Annotated in this window: 15 protein-coding genes and 1 rRNA gene; 13 read left to right on the top strand and 3 right to left on the bottom strand. The window is 54.9% G+C overall.

What is annotated here, in order from left to right; genetic code table 11:
• Window positions 1-10 precede the first annotated feature (10 nt).
• From pheT to JJB07_RS06830, 3 genes are read left to right on the top strand one after another with little or no spacing between them, the layout of a single operon-like run.
• Window positions 11-2440: a phenylalanine--tRNA ligase subunit beta gene (gene pheT, locus JJB07_RS06820; RefSeq protein WP_201632559.1), complete on the top strand. Its 2430-nt coding sequence runs from the start codon at window positions 11-13 to the stop codon at window positions 2438-2440.
• Window positions 2441-2500: 60 nt separating this feature from the next.
• Window positions 2501-2800 carry a cell division protein ZapA gene (gene zapA / locus JJB07_RS06825; RefSeq protein ID WP_236587638.1) on the top strand — a complete coding sequence of 100 codons (300 nt, stop codon included), beginning with the start codon at window positions 2501-2503 and terminating at the stop codon, window positions 2798-2800.
• Window positions 2797-3306 (top strand): CvpA family protein, encoded by a 510-nt coding sequence (locus JJB07_RS06830; protein ID WP_201632562.1) that lies wholly within the window; start codon window positions 2797-2799, stop codon window positions 3304-3306. Before zapA ends, JJB07_RS06830 begins: the two co-directional genes overlap by 4 nt.
• A 91-nt stretch (window positions 3307-3397) precedes the next feature.
• Here the strand turns inward: JJB07_RS06830 and JJB07_RS06835 are convergent, their stop codons facing one another.
• Window positions 3398-3790 (bottom strand): DUF2512 family protein, encoded by a 393-nt coding sequence (locus tag JJB07_RS06835; RefSeq protein ID WP_201632565.1) that lies wholly within the window; start codon window positions 3788-3790, stop codon window positions 3398-3400.
• A gap of 123 nt (window positions 3791-3913) precedes the next feature.
• On the opposite strand from JJB07_RS06835, the gene JJB07_RS06840 reads away from it, so the two are divergent.
• Window positions 3914-6265 (top strand): endonuclease MutS2, encoded by a 2352-nt coding sequence (locus JJB07_RS06840; RefSeq protein WP_201632568.1) that lies wholly within the window; start codon window positions 3914-3916, stop codon window positions 6263-6265.
• A gap of 99 nt (window positions 6266-6364) precedes the next feature.
• Here JJB07_RS06840 and JJB07_RS06845 read toward each other — a convergent pair whose 3' ends face one another.
• Complete coding sequence (locus JJB07_RS06845) at window positions 6365-9634, bottom strand: PBP1A family penicillin-binding protein (RefSeq protein ID WP_201632570.1); 3270 nt, start codon at window positions 9632-9634, stop codon at window positions 6365-6367.
• Between the two features lie 212 nt (window positions 9635-9846).
• Here JJB07_RS06845 and JJB07_RS06850 point away from each other — a divergent pair, with 212 nt between their 5' ends.
• Window positions 9847-10491 carry a VC0807 family protein gene (locus tag JJB07_RS06850; RefSeq protein ID WP_201632572.1) on the top strand — a complete coding sequence of 215 codons (645 nt, stop codon included), beginning with the start codon at window positions 9847-9849 and terminating at the stop codon, window positions 10489-10491.
• Between the two features lie 49 nt (window positions 10492-10540).
• On the opposite strand, the gene JJB07_RS06855 is transcribed toward JJB07_RS06850, so the two are convergent.
• Complete coding sequence (locus JJB07_RS06855) at window positions 10541-11584, bottom strand: hypothetical protein (RefSeq protein ID WP_201632574.1); 1044 nt, start codon at window positions 11582-11584, stop codon at window positions 10541-10543.
• Window positions 11585-12109: 525 nt separating this feature from the next.
• Between JJB07_RS06855 and JJB07_RS06860 the strand changes: the two genes are divergently transcribed.
• The 8 genes from JJB07_RS06860 to JJB07_RS06895 all read left to right on the top strand — a co-directional run.
• Complete coding sequence (locus tag JJB07_RS06860) at window positions 12110-13120, top strand: beta/alpha barrel domain-containing protein (RefSeq protein WP_201632576.1); 1011 nt, start codon at window positions 12110-12112, stop codon at window positions 13118-13120.
• A 24-nt stretch (window positions 13121-13144) separates the two neighbouring features.
• Window positions 13145-13948: an alpha/beta fold hydrolase gene (locus JJB07_RS06865; protein ID WP_236587639.1), complete on the top strand. Its 804-nt coding sequence runs from the start codon at window positions 13145-13147 to the stop codon at window positions 13946-13948.
• The gene (locus tag JJB07_RS06870; protein WP_201632579.1) at window positions 13945-15342 is read left to right on the top strand and encodes an MATE family efflux transporter; all 1398 of its coding nucleotides are present in this window, start codon (window positions 13945-13947) and stop codon (window positions 15340-15342) included. The genes JJB07_RS06865 and JJB07_RS06870 overlap by 4 nt, the downstream gene beginning before the upstream one ends.
• Window positions 15339-16457, top strand: coding sequence for an isocitrate/isopropylmalate dehydrogenase family protein (locus JJB07_RS06875; RefSeq protein WP_201632581.1), 1119 nt, complete (start codon window positions 15339-15341; stop codon window positions 16455-16457). Before JJB07_RS06870 ends, JJB07_RS06875 begins: the two co-directional genes overlap by 4 nt.
• An 18-nt stretch (window positions 16458-16475) precedes the next feature.
• Window positions 16476-17141 carry an RraA family protein gene (locus JJB07_RS06880; RefSeq protein ID WP_201632584.1) on the top strand — a complete coding sequence of 222 codons (666 nt, stop codon included), beginning with the start codon at window positions 16476-16478 and terminating at the stop codon, window positions 17139-17141.
• A 2-nt stretch (window positions 17142-17143) separates the two neighbouring features.
• Window positions 17144-18004 (top strand): DUF6282 family protein, encoded by an 861-nt coding sequence (locus tag JJB07_RS06885; RefSeq protein ID WP_201632587.1) that lies wholly within the window; start codon window positions 17144-17146, stop codon window positions 18002-18004.
• Window positions 18005-18025: 21 nt separating this feature from the next.
• Window positions 18026-19243, top strand: coding sequence for a competence/damage-inducible protein A (locus JJB07_RS06890; RefSeq protein WP_201632590.1), 1218 nt, complete (start codon window positions 18026-18028; stop codon window positions 19241-19243).
• Between the two features lie 264 nt (window positions 19244-19507).
• Window positions 19508-19569 (top strand): 16S ribosomal RNA (locus tag JJB07_RS06895); the annotation flags it as partial.

Here is a 19569-nt window from a genome sequence, read left to right on the forward strand (position 1 = left end):
GAGACAGACTATGAAAATTAGCTACCAATGGCTGAATGACTATATCGACATCGCGGACCTCACGCCGCAACAACTGGGTGACAAACTCACCGAAGCCGGGATTCCGGTTGAAGTGTTCACCGAACTGAACCAAGGCATCACCGGCGTCGTCGTCGGTCATGTCCTCGAAACCCGTCAACACGAAAACGCCGACAAACTGCGCGTCTGCACCATCGACGCAGGTACCGGCGAGAATTTGCAAATCGTCTGCGGTGCCCCGAACGTTGCACCGGGTCAAAAAGTTCCCTGCGCCGTCGTCGGCTCGGAACTGCCGGGTGACTTCAAGATCAAAAAAGCCAAGCTCCGTGGCGTCGAGTCCCAAGGGATGCTCTGCTCCGCCAAAGAACTCGGCATGGATATCAAATTGCTCCCGAAGGAACAGACCGAAGGCCTCTACATTCTCCCGACCGATGCTCCGGTGGGTGCAGAGATTGCTGACTACCTGCACCTGAACGACACCGTCATGGAACTGGAATTGACCCCGAACCGTTCGGATGCTCTCAACTACCGCGGCGTCGTGTACGAAATCGCCGCGATCCTTGGGCGCGAAGTGAAGATGCAAGAGGAGTTCAAAGCTCCGCATCTCACCCCGACTCCGGTGACGGTCAAGATCGAATCGGACAACTGCACGAAGTACTCCGCGCTCGTCGTGAAAGGTCTCACCGTTGCGGAATCCCCGCTCTGGCTGCAAGCGAAGTTGCTGGCGGTCGGCGTGCGCCCGATCAACAACATCGTCGACGTGACCAACTTCGTCATGTTCGAACTGGGTCAACCGCTTCATGCATTTGACCTGAGCAAAGTCGCAGATGACACGATCATCGTCCGCCAAGCGCAGGACGGCGAAACGCACGTCACCCTCGACGGCGTCGAACGCAAACTGGATTCCTCGATGCTCGTCATCGCCGATCCGGAAAAAGTGATCGGTCTCGCAGGCGTCATGGGGGGCGAGAACTCCGAAGTCGATTCCAACACGACCACCATCGTTCTGGAATCTGCGTACTTCGATCCGGGCACAACCCGCAAAACGGGCAAAGCGCTCGGCTTGTTCTCGGAAGCACAGAAACGCTTCGAAAAAGGCATGATCGACCAAGGCATGGTCACCAACTCCCTGTTGCGCGCGGCGCTTTTGATCGCCGAACTCGCAGGCGGCGAAGTGGTCGGTTCTCCGGTCGAAGTGGTGAAGCAAGGTGCCGAACCGCAAGTGCTGGACATCGCGCTGGAACGCGTCAACAACTACCTCGGCACCTCGATTTCGGAGGGCGAAATGGTGGAAATCCTCACTCGACTCGGCTTCGAAGTTTCCGGCTTCAAAGTGGACGGCGCTCATCGCGTCACCGTGCCGACCCGTCGTCCCGACATCACCCGCGATGTCGATCTCATCGAAGAGATCGCCCGCATCTACGGCTATGACAAAATCCCGGCGACTCTGCCGCAGGGTCAACTGATCCGCGGCGGTCTCTCCCACGAGCAACGTCTGCGCCGCCATGTGCGCGAACTGCTGATCAACAGCGGGTTGACCGAAGTCATCACCTACACGTTCCAATCTCCGGCAGCACTCGATCGTCTCGGCTTGGCGGACGATGAGCAACTGTCGAACCGTCTCGCGCTGATGCACCCGATGTCGGAGGAACGCAGCGTTCTGCGCACGCACATGCTGCCGTCTCTACTGGAAGTGGTCGAGTACAACCGCAACCGCAAAGCGAACGACCTCGCGTTGTTCGAAGTCGGTCGCGTGTTCTTCCCGGATGCAGATGCTGCTCAACTCCCGACGGAGCGCACGCGCATCTCCGGGATCTTCACAGGCAATTTCAGCGCCGTTGGCATCGGGGAGAAGCCGCGTCCGGTTGATTTCTTCACCGTCAAAGGCGTTGTCGAAAACGTCCTGGCGGGTCTTGGCATCGACGGCGTCACCTACAGTGCTGTAGAGATGGCGAGCATGCATCCGGGCCGCACCGCTGATATTTGGAAAGGCGATCTGTTCCTCGGCTACGTCGGCGCTCTGCATCCCGAAGTGGAAGAAGCGTGCGACTTGCCGCCGACCTACTACTTCCAATTGCATCTCGAAACTTTGCTGGAAGCGCGCGTAGGTCGTGAAGTCACCGTCGCTCCGCTGCCGAAGTTCCCGGCGATGGAACGCGACATCGCGGTTCTCGTCGATGTTCACATCCCGGCAGGTCATATGCTGGGCACGATTCGTTCGGCGGCGGGTGATCTGCTGGAGAGCGCTCGCGTGTTCGACTTCTACCAAGGGCCGCAAGTACCGGCCGGCAAAAAGTCGCTCGCCTTCGGTCTCGTCTACCGTTCTCCGGAACGGACGCTGACGGACGAAGAAGTGACCGAACGCCACAACCGTGTGCAAGAAGCGTTACAAGAGGGCTACGGAGCAGAACTTCGCGCGTAAGAAGGAGTTTATGACCTGCGAAGCGAATTGTGCAGGGAGACGAGAAAGGGGCGAATTCCCTTGCTGAAAAATCCCAATTCCAACAGCGCCGACGTGAACAAGATCAAAGCTGTGATTTACGGCCAAGATTATCAGATAAAGGGCAGAGCCTCCGTGGATCAACTCCGCATGGTAGCGATGCTCGTGGATCATAAAATGAAGGAAATCGGTGAAGCAAACCCGCGACTCGACCTCAACCGTGTCGCGGTGCTTGCCGCCGTCAACGTGGCGGACGAATATTTGAAACTTCGCCAAGAGTACGAGGACTTGTTGCGCATCCTCGAACAGGCGCAGCAACTTGGAGGAGGAGAGCAAGAGTGACCGATCTGGTGATCGGCGTCTTCCTGTTGCTTGCCGCCTTCAACGGGTGGAGAACGGGATTGGTGCGGCAGATCATCTCGCTGGTTGGAATGCTTGCGGCCTACTTTATCGCCAAGACGGTGTATCCGTCCTTCGTTCCGGTTGTCGCCAAGTACGTGTCGGTGACTGCAGGAACGAACGACAACCCGGTGGCGGTCTTGATTGAGAAGGCTGTCCTCAAGAACTTGCATCAAGCGATTGCGTTTCTCGTGCTGTTTTTCCTGAGCTTCTTTGTTGTGAAATTCATCGGGAAACTGCTCGATCTGCTCGCCAACCTGCCCGGCCTCTCCATCGTCAACCGTTTCTCCGGTGCCTTGATTGGCTTGACGCTCGCGGTGTTCATCGCGGCACTCGTCGTCAATGTCATGAACTTGATGCCGCAAGAATCGGTGCGGAGTCTGTTGCACGATTCGAAACTGGCGTCCTTGCTCATCACGGAGTTCAAAGGTTTCTTGCCGTTGTCATGACCACTTTTCTTTCCTACGTCGAAAAAGCCCTAGTCCGATTCAGATCGGCTAGGGCTTTTTCGTATCACTCGCTTTTAGTCAGTTTTGCGGGTTAGTCGTCGTGACGGTCACGCAAGCGTTCTGCAGCACCGTGACGGTTGCCCAAGACGTTGCCTTTGACATCCCCCGGTACGAACAGGTCGATCAAACCGATGACCAGCGACGCAAGGATTGCACCGAACAGGGTCACATGCATGCCCGGTACGAACAGTTGAGCGAGGTAGATCACAACGACGCCGCTGATGAAGCCGACGATCCCACGGCTGTACGGAGAAATTCGGCGACCAAACAGCAGTTCAATCACCCAACCCATAACGGCAATGACTACCGCAGCGATCAGTGCGGACGTGAACGACAGACGGCTGAATCCGGGGACGAGCATCCCGATGACCATCAGGACGATGGCCGATACGATAAAACGGACGATAGCACCCAAGACTTTCACGTGTACATCTCCTCCTTTAGCTGTTTTGATGTCAGTAAGGCGTTGCGAGTGTAGAAATAGAATGTCCCTTTTTCGCACGGAAAATGTGTTATAATTGTTTTCAAGATTTTGGGGGTGACCGCAATGAATGAACGAGTGCTGCGCGTACTCGAATACGATAAAATCCGTGAGCAAGTGGTCTCCATGGCCTCTTCCTCGCTGGGCAAAGACATGGCGCGGGACTTGTACCCGTCCACACAATTGGAGGAAGTGGAAACTTGGCAGCAACAGACGGCGGAGGGCGTTACCGTCTACCGTTTGCGCGGCTTGATTCCAATGGGCGGCATTCACGACAACCGGGGTCCATTGCGTCGCACGACGATGGGCGGCACATTGACGGCGCTTGAGTTGCTCGACATCGCCGACACGATCATGGGCGGCCGTCGTCTGAAAAAATTCCTCCACGACACGCATGAGGAGGAAGCGCTTCCGCACTTAATTGCGATCTCCGAAGTGATTCCTGAATTGCGCGATGTCGAAGAGGATGTACGCTCTTGCATTGACGAAAACGCCGCCGTCCGCGACACGGCGTCGCCGGAACTGCGCCGCATCCGCGGTGAGATTCGCACGATGAACGCTCGGATCAAGGACAAGCTCGACAATATCATGCGCTCGTCTTCGTATCAAAAAATGTTGCAAGAACAACTGGTCGTTCAACGCAACGACCGCTACTGCGTTCCGGTAAAGATCGAGTTCCGCGGGTCGTTTGACGGGATCGTGCATGACCAATCCGCGTCGGGGAACACCCTGTTCATCGAACCGGCGGCCGTCGTGCAGATGAGCAACAACTTGCGCGAATTGGAGATCAAGGAAATTCGCGAGATTGACAAGATCCTCGCCCGTCTCTCCGGCGAAATCGGACAGCGTGCTCATGAACTTTTGGATGCACAGGATGCGCTCGCGGAACTCGATTTTATTTTTGCCAAAGCGACGTACGCCAATGAATTGCGCGCCACCCGTCCGGAGATGAACGAGGACGGCGTGATCAACATGCGCCGTGCGCGACATCCGTTGATTCCGCGCGATGTGGTTGTGCCGTCCGACATTCGGTTGGGCGAGGATTTCTCGCTGCTCGTCGTCACCGGCCCGAACACCGGCGGTAAAACCGTCACGTTGAAAACGTACGGTCTCTTGACGCTGATGGCGATGTCCGGTCTGCACGTACCGGCAGACGACGGCTCCGTGGTTTCGACGTTTGACGAAGTGTTTGCCGACATCGGAGATGAGCAATCGATTGAGCAGTCGCTCTCGACGTTCTCTTCGCATATGACGAACATCGTCCGTATCCTCGAACACGTCGACTTCCGCAGTCTCGTGCTGTTTGACGAATTGGGTGCCGGAACCGACCCGACGGAGGGTGCAGCGCTGGCGATGGCGATCCTCGACTTCCTCAAGGAGCGCGGAGTCAAAACGGTTGCCACCACGCACTACAGCGAGTTGAAAGGCTATGCCTACAACGAGCCGAGCGCGATCAACGCGTCTGTCGAGTTCGACGTGGAGAGCTTGCGACCGACGTACAAATTGCTGATCGGCATACCGGGTCGTTCCAACGCGTTTGCGATTTCGCAACGCTTGGGTCTGCGCAGCGACATCATTGAGGAAGCGAAAGCCCGTCTGAAGACCGAAGACGTGGAAGTCGACTCTCTGATTCGCAAGTTGGAACAAAACCAACTCACCGCAGAGAAGGAACGGGAGAAAGCAGAAGACCTGCGCCGTGAGATGGAGCAGATGATGGCGGACTTCGAGCAGGAGCGCGAAGCGTTCCTCGCACAGAAGGACAAGATCATGGAGCGTGCCGAGCAAGACGCACGCCGTGCCGTGCAGAAAGCGGATCGCGAGGCGAAGGAGATCATCGAAGAACTCCGTCGCATCGCCGCCGAAGAGCGCGGGCAAGTCAAGGAGCACCGTCTGATCGAACTGCGTAAGCAGTTGGAGGAGTCCGCTCCGCAGATGGCCCGCGAATCTCGCGCCGCCAAAGCGAAACCGTCCGCTCGTCCGCTGCAGGTCGGCGATCATGTCCGCGTCGTTCACCTGAACCAGAAAGGTGACATCGTGGAGATGAAAGGCAAGCAAGCGATGATCCAGATCGGCTCGATGAAGACCAAAGTGTCGATCGATTCCCTCGAACTTCTGCCCAAGGAAAAAGCCCCGACCCGCACGGTCGCCGGCCGCAAAGGTTCGGAGCCGAAATCGATGGGGTTGGAACTCGACCTGCGCGGTTTCAACATCGAGGACGGCATTATCAAAGTCGACAAATACATCGACGACGCCATCCTCTCCGGCATGGGCATCATCCACATCGTGCACGGCAAAGGCACAGGTGTGTTGCGCAACGGCATTCAGGACTACCTGAAATCGCACCGCTACGTGAAATCCTACCGCTACGGCGGCGAGGGCGAAGGCGGCAACGGAGTAACGGTCGTGACGCTGAAGTAACGACAGCGTGAAAAGAGCATCAGGCCTCAACAGAGGCAGGATGCTTTTTTCATGCACGAAAAAAGGCACCGCCCTCATCACGAGAGGGGGTGCCTTTTTTTACATCGTGGCGCTGGCGGACGGAGACGGAGAAGATGTGGAGCCGTCTGCGTTGACCGAGCGAACGCGGTAATAATATTTCTGTCCGGGTGTTGCCGAGGCATCCGAGTAGGTGGTGTCCGACACGGCACCGATCTGCATCCAAGTCGAACCGTTGGTGCTTCGTTCCACCACGTAGCTTTTCGCACCTTGCGCAGATGTCCAGTTGATCACGAGGGACACGCCGGTTTTTTGCGCGCTCACGTTAGCGGGAGCAGTTCCTTGCGGTTGACCGCCGCCGTTGCCGTTTCCATCGCCGGAACCGTTATTGTCGCCGCCATTGTTTCCGCTGCTCAGCACAGTTCCTTTGACCGGAGTCGAAGCGTTCGACTCTTGGGTGCCGGCCATCGACGTGATCTTGTAGTAGAACGTCGCGCCGGGCAAGGCCCCGACATCGGTGAAGGCGGTGTCGGAAGTGGCACCGACTTTTTGGTAGGTTCCGCCCGCTTCCGTGCTTCGGTAGATCGTGTAGCCGGTTGCATTGGGCACGGCGCTCCACGAAATCGTCAACCCAACGGCAGCCGGTGCAATCTGCACACCGGACGGGACGGCAAGCGAGACTTGACCCGCCGTGACGCTGACGGTCGAACTCGGTGCCGAGTGTGCGCCGTCGCTGTCCAAAGCAACGATTTGATAGGAATACGACTTGCCATTCTCAACCTTGCTGTCTGTGAACGCCGAATCGGTCACTTCCTGCAGGATTTGGAACGGACCCGCTTCGCTGTCCGCTCGCAACACGAGGTAGCTTTTCGCGCCCTCTACGGCATTCCATGTCAATCCGATGGAAGTCGCGGTGGAAGCGGAGACTTTCAAGCCGTTCGGGGTCTTGCTGGACTGCACGGAAACGCCGTCCTTGAGATCGCCCTCCGGCAATTCCATCTCCCAATCGGAGGGGCGATAGGAGTTGTTGTTATCGGGCAGTTCGTAATGATCGCGTTTGATGAAGATTCCTTCCTTGACCATGTAGGAGGGGGTGGAATTGGTGGCGAGGTACTTTTTGCCGTTTGCTTCGTAGTACTTGGCTTTGACCAGCACATCGTCTTGCTCACGCGGTTCTGCGCCTGCCGGGAACAGTTCGGTTTTGACCGCTTTCTGTGCTTGGCAGAGCTCGGAAGGCAATTTGCCGGAGTACGTGCAGATCGCAATGGAGCGCACACCGCCCGGATTCGGGAAGAAATCGGCCGTGCGGTCCTTTTGCGTCGGCAACACTTGGCCCATGATCTCGTTCCAGAGCTTCTTGGGACGGTTGCCTTCGCCGCTCAGCAAATTGTGCGGGATGTTGTAGCCGACCCAGATGCCAAGCGTGACGTCCGGAGTGTAGCCGATGAACCAAGCGTCTTTGTCTTCGTTGGTCGTCCCCGTTTTGCCCGCGATCGGGTAGCTTGGGAACTTGCGACCGACTTCGCTTGCCGTACCTTTGCGCACGACGTCCTCCATCATGTCATTCATGATGTAGGCGGTGTTGGCGTTAAACACTTGGTCGGTCTTGGATTCGTGCTTGTAGATCGAATTGCCGTCGCGGTCCTTGATCTCTTCAATCATGTAGGCGTCTCGGTAGACGCCCGCATTCGGGAAGGTCGTGTACGCCGACGTCGCTTCCAAAACGGTCAAGCCTTGCGACAAACCGCCGATGCCGGCTGCGAGGTTTTCATCGGTGTCAGCAATGGTGGTGACACCCATCTTGCGCACATAGTCGAGACCGACTTTGGGCGTGATGTCATGAAACACTTTGAGCGCCGGGATGTTATACGATTGCTCCAGCGCAACGCGAGCGGTCATCAGCCCGTGGAATTTTCGGTCCCAGTTCATCGGGAAGTATTTGCCGTTGGCGGCGTTTTGGTCCGGCCAGACCATCGGCACATCGTCGATGACGGAGCCGGAACCGAGTTTTTTCAAATCAATCGCCGGGCCGTAGACGGCAATCGGCTTCATCGTCGAACCCGGCTGACGGGGACGGGTGGCGTGGTTGATCTGGTCTTGCTCATAATTGCGACCGCCGCCCATGGCGAGCACGCGACCCGTTTTGTTGTCGATAAGCGATGCGCCGGATTGCTCCATGGCGTTTTCCACATGCGTGGTCTTGCCTTTGTTGTCCGTCACATCGTAGGTGAGGTTCTTCGGGTAGAAGTCGGCATTGTTCAACACGTTGTCGATCGTGGTTTGCATCGTGCGGTCGATCGTCGTGTAGATTTGGTAGCCGCCGCGGAACAGGGCTTGTCGCGCTTGGTCGAGCGTCTCGTACTTGCCGGTTTTGAGCAATTCTTCGGCAGCGCGGGTTTCGATCTCGGAGTTGAGATACGGGAAACTGCCGGCGACGACTGCCTTTTTTTGCGAGACTGCTTGAATTTCGGCGGTCACGTCGAATTTTTTCGCTTCTTCGTATTGGGCGGTGTCGATGTACCCGTTCTGCAACATCTCGCGCAAGATATACTCTTGGCGGTCTTGGACGTTGTCCATGTTCTCGTAGACGTTGTACATGCTCGGGTTGTTCGGCAGAGAGGCCAACACGGTCGATTCGGCGAGGTTCAAGTCTTTCGAAGGCTTGTTAAAAATCGCCTTCGACGCTCGTTCGATTCCGTAGAGGTTCTCGGTGCCGGACTTGCCGAAGTAGATCCAGTTGAGGTACGTGGTCATGATCTCGTCCTTGGTCAGTTGTTTCTCCAACTGGATGGCGAGGTACCCCTCTTGGATTTTGCGCTCCCATGTGCGGTCTTGCTCCGGGAACATGGCGTTTTTGATCGTTTGCTGCGTGATCGTGGATGCCCCGGACTTAATGGAATGACCGATGGCGTTCTGTGCAAACGCACGAGCCATCGCGTATGGATTGATACCGAAATGAGAACGGAAGTTTTTATCTTCGGCTGAGATAAAGGCGTTGACGACAAATGGCGAAACATCGTCCACCGACTTGATCAAGTCGCGGTTGCCGTCTCCTTGCAGGGAAAACATGAATTGCTGACCCGAATCGTAGACTTTCGTGGTCGCGGCCATGTTCGTAATTGCGTTCAGGTCGAGTTCCGGCGCTCGTTTTGCGACCGTTACGACATAACCGGCCACAGCACCGCCGCCGATGATGGCAGCAGATAGGGAAACGAACGTGAAGATCTTGAAGGCTTTCCAAAAACGCCCTCGCTTCTTCTTGGTCTTCGTCGGGGTCGCGTCGGAAGATTTGCTCTTCTCAACGCCGCCGTGACGATCACTGCGGGAACCCGTAATTTGTTGGTCGTCCATGAATGTTGTACCTCCCCCTCGCTTTCCCTATTATACCATACGACAATATACGTACAAGAAAAGGCAAGAGTTGACACGAGTTACTAGCTTTATTTTTTGGCAAAGTGTGGGAGTTCATGCAAGCATGCTCATTTTTTTGCTTGTAAATATTGCTGGATTGAGGTTAAGATATGGTTATCTAATAAGATGGATGGTGAGCGAGTGTGGCGGCTATGAGCAAGCAGGAAATCATTCGCGGAATCCTCATCACGCTATTTTTCAACTTTGTTGTTCCGCTGGGAGTCTATGAATTGTTGCAAGACCACATGTCGGGCGTCACTGCGTTGGCGATTGCGACGACCATTCCGTTGGTGGAGAACATCTGGCTGTTCGTTCGTCACCGGCAAGTGGATGCATTCGGGAGTTTCATGCTGTTTGGATTCTTGGTGGCGATTGGGGCCGCGCTGATCAGCGGAGATGAGAAGCTCTTGTTGGCGCGGGAGTCGTTTGTCTCGGTGGCGCTCGGGTTGCTGTGTTTGGGCTCGATTGTGATCGGTCGCCCGTTGATCTTCGCGTTCTCGAAGCGGTTCGCGGTAGGCAACGACCCTGTTGCGCGTCGAGACTATGACCGCAACTGGCAGTACGCGTACTTCCGCAAAACGATGTACCGGATGACGCTGGTCTGGGGCATCGTCTGCTTGGTGGAGGCCGTCGTGCGGACAAGCTTTGTGTACGCGATGTCGGTCGAGGGCTTTTTGGCGGTGTCCCCGTTTATCACCGCGATCTTCTTCGGCGGGGCGGCCGTTTGGAACGTCGCTGCAGCTCGTCGGATGCGCAGTGAGATGGGCAAGATCAAAGCAAGACGGCAATTGGTATAGAAAAGAGACCCGGCCCTGGGTGGGCGGGTCTTTTTTTCGTTGCCTCTATTTAAAGGGAGAAGTTGTTTTCGAACTCGTCGAGCGACTGCCCGAAGTGGTTTTGGAACGCGTCCTCCACTCCCACCTTCGCAATATCGGCGAGGAACGCTTTGTACTCGTCCTCTCCGTAGGTTTCAATCAATTGCTTCACGGCGAGGTAGTCAACCCATTCGACGTTGTATCCGGCGGTCAGGATGTCGTCTTCGCTCGCTTCGAGAGGAAGGAGGCGGCCTGCTTGTGCGACTTTGGCGACCGCTTGGTTTTCACGGTTGACTTCTTGCTGGACGGCGGACGGGCTGACTTGTTGTTCTCCGGTCAGGCCGATGTTCCAGGCGGTCCCTTCGTTGATCCAAGTCGGAATCGAATTCCCGAAGCCCTGCTGGTTGAAGACGATGTGCGTCAGTTCGTGCGTGAGGACGTTGGTGAGGTCGGACTCCGATTTCAAGTTGTAGAGCGGAATCCAGACGGTGTTTCCGATCGTAATCCCGCCGGTATTGGCAACGATGGCGGCAATTTGATCGCGCGGGACGCCCGCTTGGAGCAAGGCTTGACCGTAGGAGCGTTGCGAGGAGAACAGCGCAACTTCCGTGTCGGTGCTGGGCTTCGTGCCAACTTCTGTTTGCAACGTCGGGAGTGCGACTTTTTCAATAATCTGTGCCGCCGTTTGCAAGGTGTTCTGCGAGACGCCGTTGTCCCCGGCTGCGAGTTTGAGGCCGTTGGTGACGCTTTGTTGAGCGCGGCCTTTGGACGACTGACGCGGGAGTTTGCGAACGCCAAAGCGCTGGACCGTCGATTGGTCGATCATCATCTGCTGCTGTTGAAGCTGGTTCATTTCATTGAGAATCTGGTCGAGTTGCTGTTGCATCTGGCGTTGGTTTTGACTGCGGGAGAACATGTTCTGGAACATCTGCATGTCTTGCATGAACTTCTGTTGCCATTGATCGACCACCGAGTAGTGGGCGGGCGGTTGGGCCGCACTTGCCGGTTGTGCGGGGTTGAAGAGTGCTGCAAGCGGTACGGAGAGGATCAGGCCGGTGAGCAGAAAACGTTTCATTTGAGATTCCTCCATTCTATTGATTCGCGAGTTGTTGATTTCAGGATAGTAGATAAATCCGGCAGAATTATGGAAAGGACGGGCAAGATTTGCGGAAAAAATGTGAATTCGTCTGCAATCCGCGATGAAAAAGAGCCGAGACCCATTTGGGCACTCGGCTTTTTTACGGATGATTTTCATGTGGCTCTAATATTTTCTTGAAATTTATGAAGCTATTTATAATGGTAATAGTCTGTGAATTGCAACATTTTCAGTAACTAGACTGCCTCGTATAGCGAATAGTTACGGGTATCGAAATACTTTTGAAATCGTTTGCACTTGCTAAACATCCTAGAGAGATCAATATCGAGCTGATTTTGAACTTTTTCATTGAATTCAATCAATCAAACAATTACCAAAACGTGTTAATTAATATTGTTTTTAAGCGTTTGACATTGTATTCATGCCAAAATATCATAAGATATCGCCACAACACGAACTGGTGGAGCGAACAGAAATTAGAGACAACGAGGAGGAACTAAAGCGATGAGTTTGCAACTGATTGATGTCACCTTGAGAGAATCTGTGCATGTACCGGATACGCCTTTGAAAATGGAGGCAGCGAAGCTGGTTGTCAACGGTCTGTCGGCCGCAGGTATCGATTTCATTGAGATCGGGTATGTGGTAGACGAACATGATTCGTATATCCCGGCGTACTCCCCGATGGAGTACATCGAAGAACTCGCTCAGTCTCTGCAACCGGGTTCGCGTACCAAGCTTGTTCTCATGATTCATCCCCATCAGTACACCCCGAACATGTTGGAGCGCATGAAGCATCCGGCGGTCGGCATGATTCGTCTGTGCATTCCGCTGCAAAAAGTGGACGCTACGCTTCCGCTGATTCAAGAGCTGAAAGCAAACGGGCTAAGCGTGAGTGCGAACTTGATTCGCGCTTCTCATGCGACGCTTGAAGAGATCTTGGCCTTCACGAAAAAAGTGGAGGAAGCGGGTGCAGACTACATGTACCTCGCCGATTCCAACGGGGCGATGCTTCCGGCACACGTTCGCTCGCTCTACGAAGGCTTGTCTGCAAATTCCGATCTGAAACTGGGCTTCCATCCGCATAACAACCTGCACTTGGCTTCTGCGAATGCCTTGGAAGCAATGACCGCAGGGGCGCACATCTTGGATGCCAGCATGTACGGATTCGGCAAAGGGGCCGGCAACCTGTGCATCGAGTCGTTCGTCGCTTGCTTGAAGCGCATGGGGTTGGCGGGCAACTACAACCTTGGGAAACTGATATCCACCTCGAAAGCGGCGTATGAGTTGTTCATCGAAGCAGTCGACGGTGAATCCTATTTCATCGAGGAAGAGGGCATCTTGACGGGCTACCACAACTTGAACCTCGATGTGCAAGACCGCATGGAAGAAATGGCGAAACACAAGGGAACTTCGTTGCTTGATTTGTTGTTGACCTTGGAGAACCAATCCTGGATTGATCGTGCCAACATGGTGCTGACAAACCAAGAGACAGAGAAGCGGACCGTATCCGCGTAAGAGGTTGATCGGAGGGGAAAGAACTTGCCATATACCACATCTACGTTGCGTCCATGGTGCTTGGAAATGGGTGAGGGTCAAAAGTTGACCCTCATCCTCCCCCGCATGGACACGGAAGCGATCACCACCCAAGAATGGGAAGCTACGTTGCGTCCTTTTTGGAAGGAGTCGCGTTTTTTAATTCTTGATATGCCGGAGAAGCTCGTGCAGGAGAACAACGGACCTGTGGAATTCACCGTGCGCGAACTGGCCGTTTTTGTCCATCAATTTTTGAAAGAGCAAGGCTTGCAACCGGACTTGATCTGGGGATTCTCGCTGGGCGGGATGATTGCGCAAGAGCTGAGCGTCTTGCCGGAGATGGAACAAATTCCGGTGCTGCTCGTGAGCACGAACGCATTTGCTGACACGACGCTTCGAGCGGTGTTCTCTTCGTGGTCGCTGATGACGCATGCGTTCGGTGAAGCGGCGTTCCAAACGAGCTTGATTCCTTGGATTGCCCAAGCGGGTCAATTGCCGATCTTGCAGAACCCGACTGAGGTTGGAGCGGGCTCCGGCGACCCGTTGGCACTCGCAAAAGCAACGTCGAGTCTGAAAGCGGTCGCTTTGCACGATGCGCGGGAGAGACTGTCGCGGGTAAAAGCGCCGATGATGGTGCTGTTCGGAGCGGAATCGGTTCTGTTGCATGAAGAGCATGCAAAAGTTTTCCGCGAGTTGGTGCCTCATGCAGAGGTTCTTTTTGTAGAAGGAGCAGGGATGCGAATCATGGGTGATAATCCGGAAGTCGCGATCTCACATGTCAAAACATTTTATGGAGCTCGGATAGTATGAAAACGACAGCACAATCTGTAGGGTATCGAGGCATGGTCGGAGAGTTTGTCAATCTGTCCGTGCCTGTTATGTTGCGCGGCGGGCTGCAGTGGTTGATCTCGACGATCGAGTTGATTTGGATCGGGATGATCGGCAGTGTGGAAGTCGCGGCGGCGGGGGTGGCGACCACCCTGTTGACGTTTTTCCTCGCGATCTTGCGAATTCCGTCTGTGGGTGCGATCTCGACGATGTCGCAGCTTTTTGCCAGAGGGGATTCGGAATCGGCGCATCGCCAGTTTAAAACGGCAGTGCTGATGAGTTTGTTTGCAGGTGTGATCTTCGCGGTTTTGGTGGCGTTGGCGGGCGACTGGGTCGCTTCGTTTTTTGCTGATCAAAGTCTTGCGGCGAAAGTCGGCGAATATCTGCTCGGTTTTGCATGGGGGCTTCCGGCTTGGGGCTTGATGCCGCTGGTACAAGCGGGGATGGTCACGGCGAACAATGCAAAATTGTCGCTGTACGCGGCAACCGGCAGTGCGGTTACGTTCGTGCTGTTCCTCGGGCTGAACTTCGCCGGAGCTTTCGATGCGGCCGGGTTGTCGGTCGGTCTGACGGGAATCGGGGTCATGACTTCGATTGCCAACTGGGTATATGTTGTTCTGGCCTTTTCCTTCATGAATTCGAAGCAAGCGAACTTGAAATGGTCGTTGACGCTCAAAGCGAAAGTGACGGCCGCTGATATCAAAGCGATCATGGCGACGGGTGTTCCGGGAAGTATGGAGAACATCATCACGTCGTTTGGCTTGAATTTCTTGCTCAAAGGGATGTCGCTGTCGGGACCGGAAGTCATGCACATCGCCTCGGTCGGTCTGCGGATGTTGGAGTTGGTCTGGTTGCCGTTCTGGTACCTGAGCGGGATGGTCACTCGTTTCATGGCGGGCAAATTCTCCACTCGCAAGTTGGACCTCACGATTCCTGCTCTGCGTGTGGTGACGTCGATTATCATCATTCCGATGATTCTCATCGCGCTGCTGTATCTCGCCATCCCGGATGGCATGTTGCACGTCATTGGTCGTGACTCCAGCAACTTGACGAGTCAGACCCGTTGGGTCTTTATCTTGGTTGGTTTTTATCAATCGGTTACCGTTGCGATTATGTCTCTGTCTGCGATCCTTCGCGGTCTGACGCTGTATACGTATCCGATGCGCACGCAGGTCGTTTCGACTTTGATTTCCTTGGGCTTCCTCTATGTAATGAAAGACCACGTGGGGCCGGCGGTACTGGTTTCGTTCTTCGTCATCGTCGGGATCGTTCAAACGTATGTGCTGTACCGCAAGGGAGCGAGCTTTGCTAAAAAAGAATGCTCGCCGAGCCAAACTTCCAATCAAGTGATGAATGCAGGAGGAGTAAAAGCATGAAGACTTTGCGTCTTGCCGTCTTGCCAGGCGATGGCATCGGGATTGAAGTAACGGAAACGACGCTTCCTGTTTTTGAAAAATTGGGTGTGCCGGTCGATGTACAATTCGGGGACATCGGGTGGGAGTTTTGGAAAAAGGAAGGCAATCCGGTACCGGAGCGGACGTGGGAGTTGATCGAGTCGTCGGATGCGACGATGATTGCAGCGATTACCTCCAAGCCGCATGCTCAGGCGATGGCGGAGTTGTCGCAGGAATTGCGCGAGACGGGCGTGTCTTATCTCTCGCCGGTCATCCAACTGCGTCAACGTCTGGGGCTGTTTGCGAATGTTCGCCCGGTGTTCAGCATTCCGGGGAACCCGAGACAGATTGCCGACAACATGAACTTCACCGTCATTCGTGAAAATACGGAAGGGCTGTACGCGGGGTTTGACTTTTCCCCGATTCCGGACGAGTTGTTTGAGTTCATTCAACGCAAAAAAGGCGCGAGAAGTTCGTGGCAGATGGAGAGCCCGATGGATGGTGCGGTGGCTCTGCGTCTGATGACGCGCGACGGTGTGAAGCGTCTGCTGCATTTCGCGTTCCAATGCGCACGAGACCAAGGGTATCCGCGTGTGACGTGGGTAGACAAACCGAATGTCATGCGTGAATCCGGGCAGTTCTGCCTCGACATCTTGGAGGAAGTGGCGGCCGAGTATCCGGGCATTCCGTGGGAAGTGCAGAACGTCGATGCGACGGCGATGTGGATGGTACGCGACCCGGGGCATTTCGGCGTCATCGTCAGTGAAAACCAATTTGGCGACATCCTCTCCGATCTGGGCGCAGGGCTCATGGGTGGCTTAGGACTTGCTCCCAGTGCAAACTTGGGCGCGGAAAAAGCTTACTTCGAACCGGTTCACGGTTCGGCACCGAAGCATGCGGGTAAGGGCATCGTGAATCCGTCAGCTATGTTCTTGACGACTTCGCTCACGTTGAAACACCACGGGTATACGGACCAGGCGGACGCGATCCAACGTGCCGTTGCTTCAGTGATCGAAGAAGGCAAGGTGTTGACGTACGACTTGGGCGGCAACGCAACCACTCGTGAAATGGCAGATGCGATTTTAGCTCGACTGTAAGAGAAAGGGCGGAGACGAATGACCGATCAATGGATGGAAGAATTGCGCGATTTGGATACGGCCAGCATCTCGGATGCGTTGGACAGTCTCGGAGTCAATGGCGGTTTGGAAGGCCTCGTGCCGCGCTCGGCCAATGTGGATCTCTGTGGGCGTGCTTTTACAGTCGAATTCGGGTTGCCGAGTGAGGAAGAAACGAAAGTCGCGACGGCTGCAGATTATATTGATGAAGTGTCGGCCGGCGAAGTTGTCATCTTGGCGAACAACGGTCGGACGGATTGCACGATCTGGGGTGGCATTTTGACGACGATGGCGACGATCAAGGGTGTTGCGGGGACTGTCATCGACGGAGCTTGCCGAGACGTGGAAGAGATTCAAGAGAAAAACTACGCGATGTACACCAAGTCCGTTTATATGAAGACGGGCAAAGGTCGTGCGAAAAAACGGAACCATCAGGTTCCGGTGCGCGTCAATGATGTCGTGATTCAACCGGGCGACTATGTGCGCGGCGATGCGAACGGCGTGTTGGTGATTCCTCAAGACATGATTGAAGAAACGGTTCGTCGTGCCAAAGCGATTCGAGATACGGAAGCGAACATCGTCGAAGCGTTGCACAACGGGGTACGTCTGGAAGATGCGCGGGTTCAGTTTAAATACAACCGTCCGTGGGAGAAGGTTGGGGTTTAGAGATGTCGATTCCTTTTTTTGATCTGCATGTTCACTCGGAACCGGATACCTATTCGCGTCGCTACTCGCCGCTTTCATTAGGACAAGAAATGAAAGCAGCGGGGGCAGGCGCCGTTTTAAAAAGTCATCTGACGGCGACGACTTCCGTTGCGCGGATGGCACGGGAACAAGGGTATCCGATTTATGGTTCGATCACGTTGAATCAATACGCGGGCGGCGTCTCGACGCAAGCGGTTCAAGCGGCGCTTGCCGCCAATGGTCAGGACGCTCCGATGGTGATCTGGTTCCCAACGCTTACCGGTCATGGTGCAAAGCCTCGACTGTCGCAGCCGAAATGCCATCCGGTGCTCGATACGTATCCCGTTAAATTGGAGCGGGTCAGTGAGGAAGGACGATTGCGTCCGGATACGATTGATGTCATTCAGTTGGCTGTTGACTTTGGGATTCCGATGGCGACGGGACACTCTTCGAAGGAAGAAGTGTATATGTTGGTGGAGGAAGTCGACAAGCGCGGCGGACGGATTATGCTCACTCATCCCTGTCATTCTTGTACCGGGTTTACAACGTCTGAAGTGGCGGAGTTGTTACAATCAAGCCATGTCTGGGCGGAAGTGGCGATTTTGATGACGAAGCTCGGGTATGAGAGTCCGGACGATGTGCTGGACTTGTTGCAAGCGATTGATCCCGGCCGAGTCTGCGTGTCTACCGATTTCGGTCAACTCAAAAACGAAACGGTAACAGAAGGGTACGCTTGGTTTATCGAACAAGTGCGGACAAGCGCGGCTTCGAGAGGGCTTGAGATACCCGATTCGTTGGTGGAACAAATTTGCCGGACGAATCCGATGAAGTTTTTGGGCGTCTAGTGCGGGAGAGGGGGATGCTCTGTGAATGCGGAGATCATTGCGGTTGGGACTGAGATTTTGCTCGGTCAGATTACCAATACCAACGCGCGGTATCTGTCTGAACAGTTGGCGGTGGCGGGCGTGAATGTGTTTTTCCACCAAGTGGTGGGGGATAACATGAAACGCCTGACCGATGCTATCTCCTTGGCGCAATCGCGGTCGGATTTGATTTTTCTCTGCGGAGGGTTAGGGCCGACGGAAGACGATCTCACTCGGGAAGCTCTGGCTGCTGTGCTTGGGCGTTCGTTGGAGTTGGATGAGCGGGTTCTGGAGCAGTTGGTTCAGCTGTTTGCGCGCTTGGGGCGGGAGATGACTCCGAATAACCGTCAGCAAGCGATGCGAATTCAGGGAGCCTTGATTCTGGATAACCCGCGTGGGACGGCGCCGGGGCAGTATGTGGAAGCAGAAGGGCGTCATTATGTGCTTCTGCCGGGGCCGCCGACGGAGATGATCCCGATGTTTGTCGAGCAAGTCCTTCCGCTGCTCCATAAGCTGAGCGGGGAGAGTCAGACGATTCGCAACCGGGTGCTTCGAATCTTCGGATTGGGCGAACCTGCCGTGGAGACGAAGGTGGCCGATCTGCTGGAGAGCACGAACCCGACGATCGCGTCGTATGCTTCCGAAGGGGAATGCAAGTTGCGGGTAACCGCCAAAGCAGACTCGGTGGAAGCGGCGGACGACTTGATTGCGGGGTTGGAAATGCAGGTTCGAGAGCGGTTGGGTGGCTTTATCTACGGGGTGGATGATGAGAAGCTGCCCGTTGTAGTGGGGAAACAGTTGATCGAGAAAGGTTTGACTCTCGCCGTGTATGAAGGGGTCACAGGTGGTGTTCTCACCTCGATGTTGCATGAGTATCGTGGAGTCTCTTCCTATATAAAAGAAGCGATGGTTCTCGCAGATGGAGAATTGTTGAAAACGAGGCTCGGATTGCGCGAGTACAAGACTTTGGAGGAACGAGCGGGTGTGATTGCAGAGGCGATGAGACGGTACGCGGGGGCTGATTGGGCCGTTGCGGTTTCCGATCTTGTTACGCCAAATGAAGGCTCAGCAGCGGCAAATATGCGAGATGTGTATTTTGCTGTATCGGGGCCTCAAGCGAACGACACAAAAGTTGTTCGCATCCGGGGAGATCAAACTCAATTGCGGATTCGCGCCGCGAAGCACGCATTGCATCTGTTGATTCAGTCTATGGAAGCGTGAGGACGTATGGAGTCGAGCCGATGAGGTCTCGGCTCCTTTTTGTTTGGATTTGTTTCGCGGAGGAAGTGGAGTCCGAGGAGTGCTTTATGATAGTATGAGTCTTGTCGCCGCGAGAGATGCGGTGATGAAAGAAAAGAAGAGATTGGTAGTTGACAGATTTGAAACTGTTATGGTAAGTTAGTTGAGCCGCTTCGGTGGCACACGATTGATCCTTGAAAACTAAACGAGTGATAGATGAAGATCGATTCGAGTCAGAACCAAACTTTTATTGAGAGTTTGATCCTGGCTCAGGACGAACGCTGGCGGCGTGCCTAATACATGCAAGT

It is taken from the genome of Tumebacillus amylolyticus, from assembly GCF_016722965.1.
GTDB lineage: Bacteria > Bacillota > Bacilli > Tumebacillales > Tumebacillaceae > Tumebacillus > Tumebacillus amylolyticus.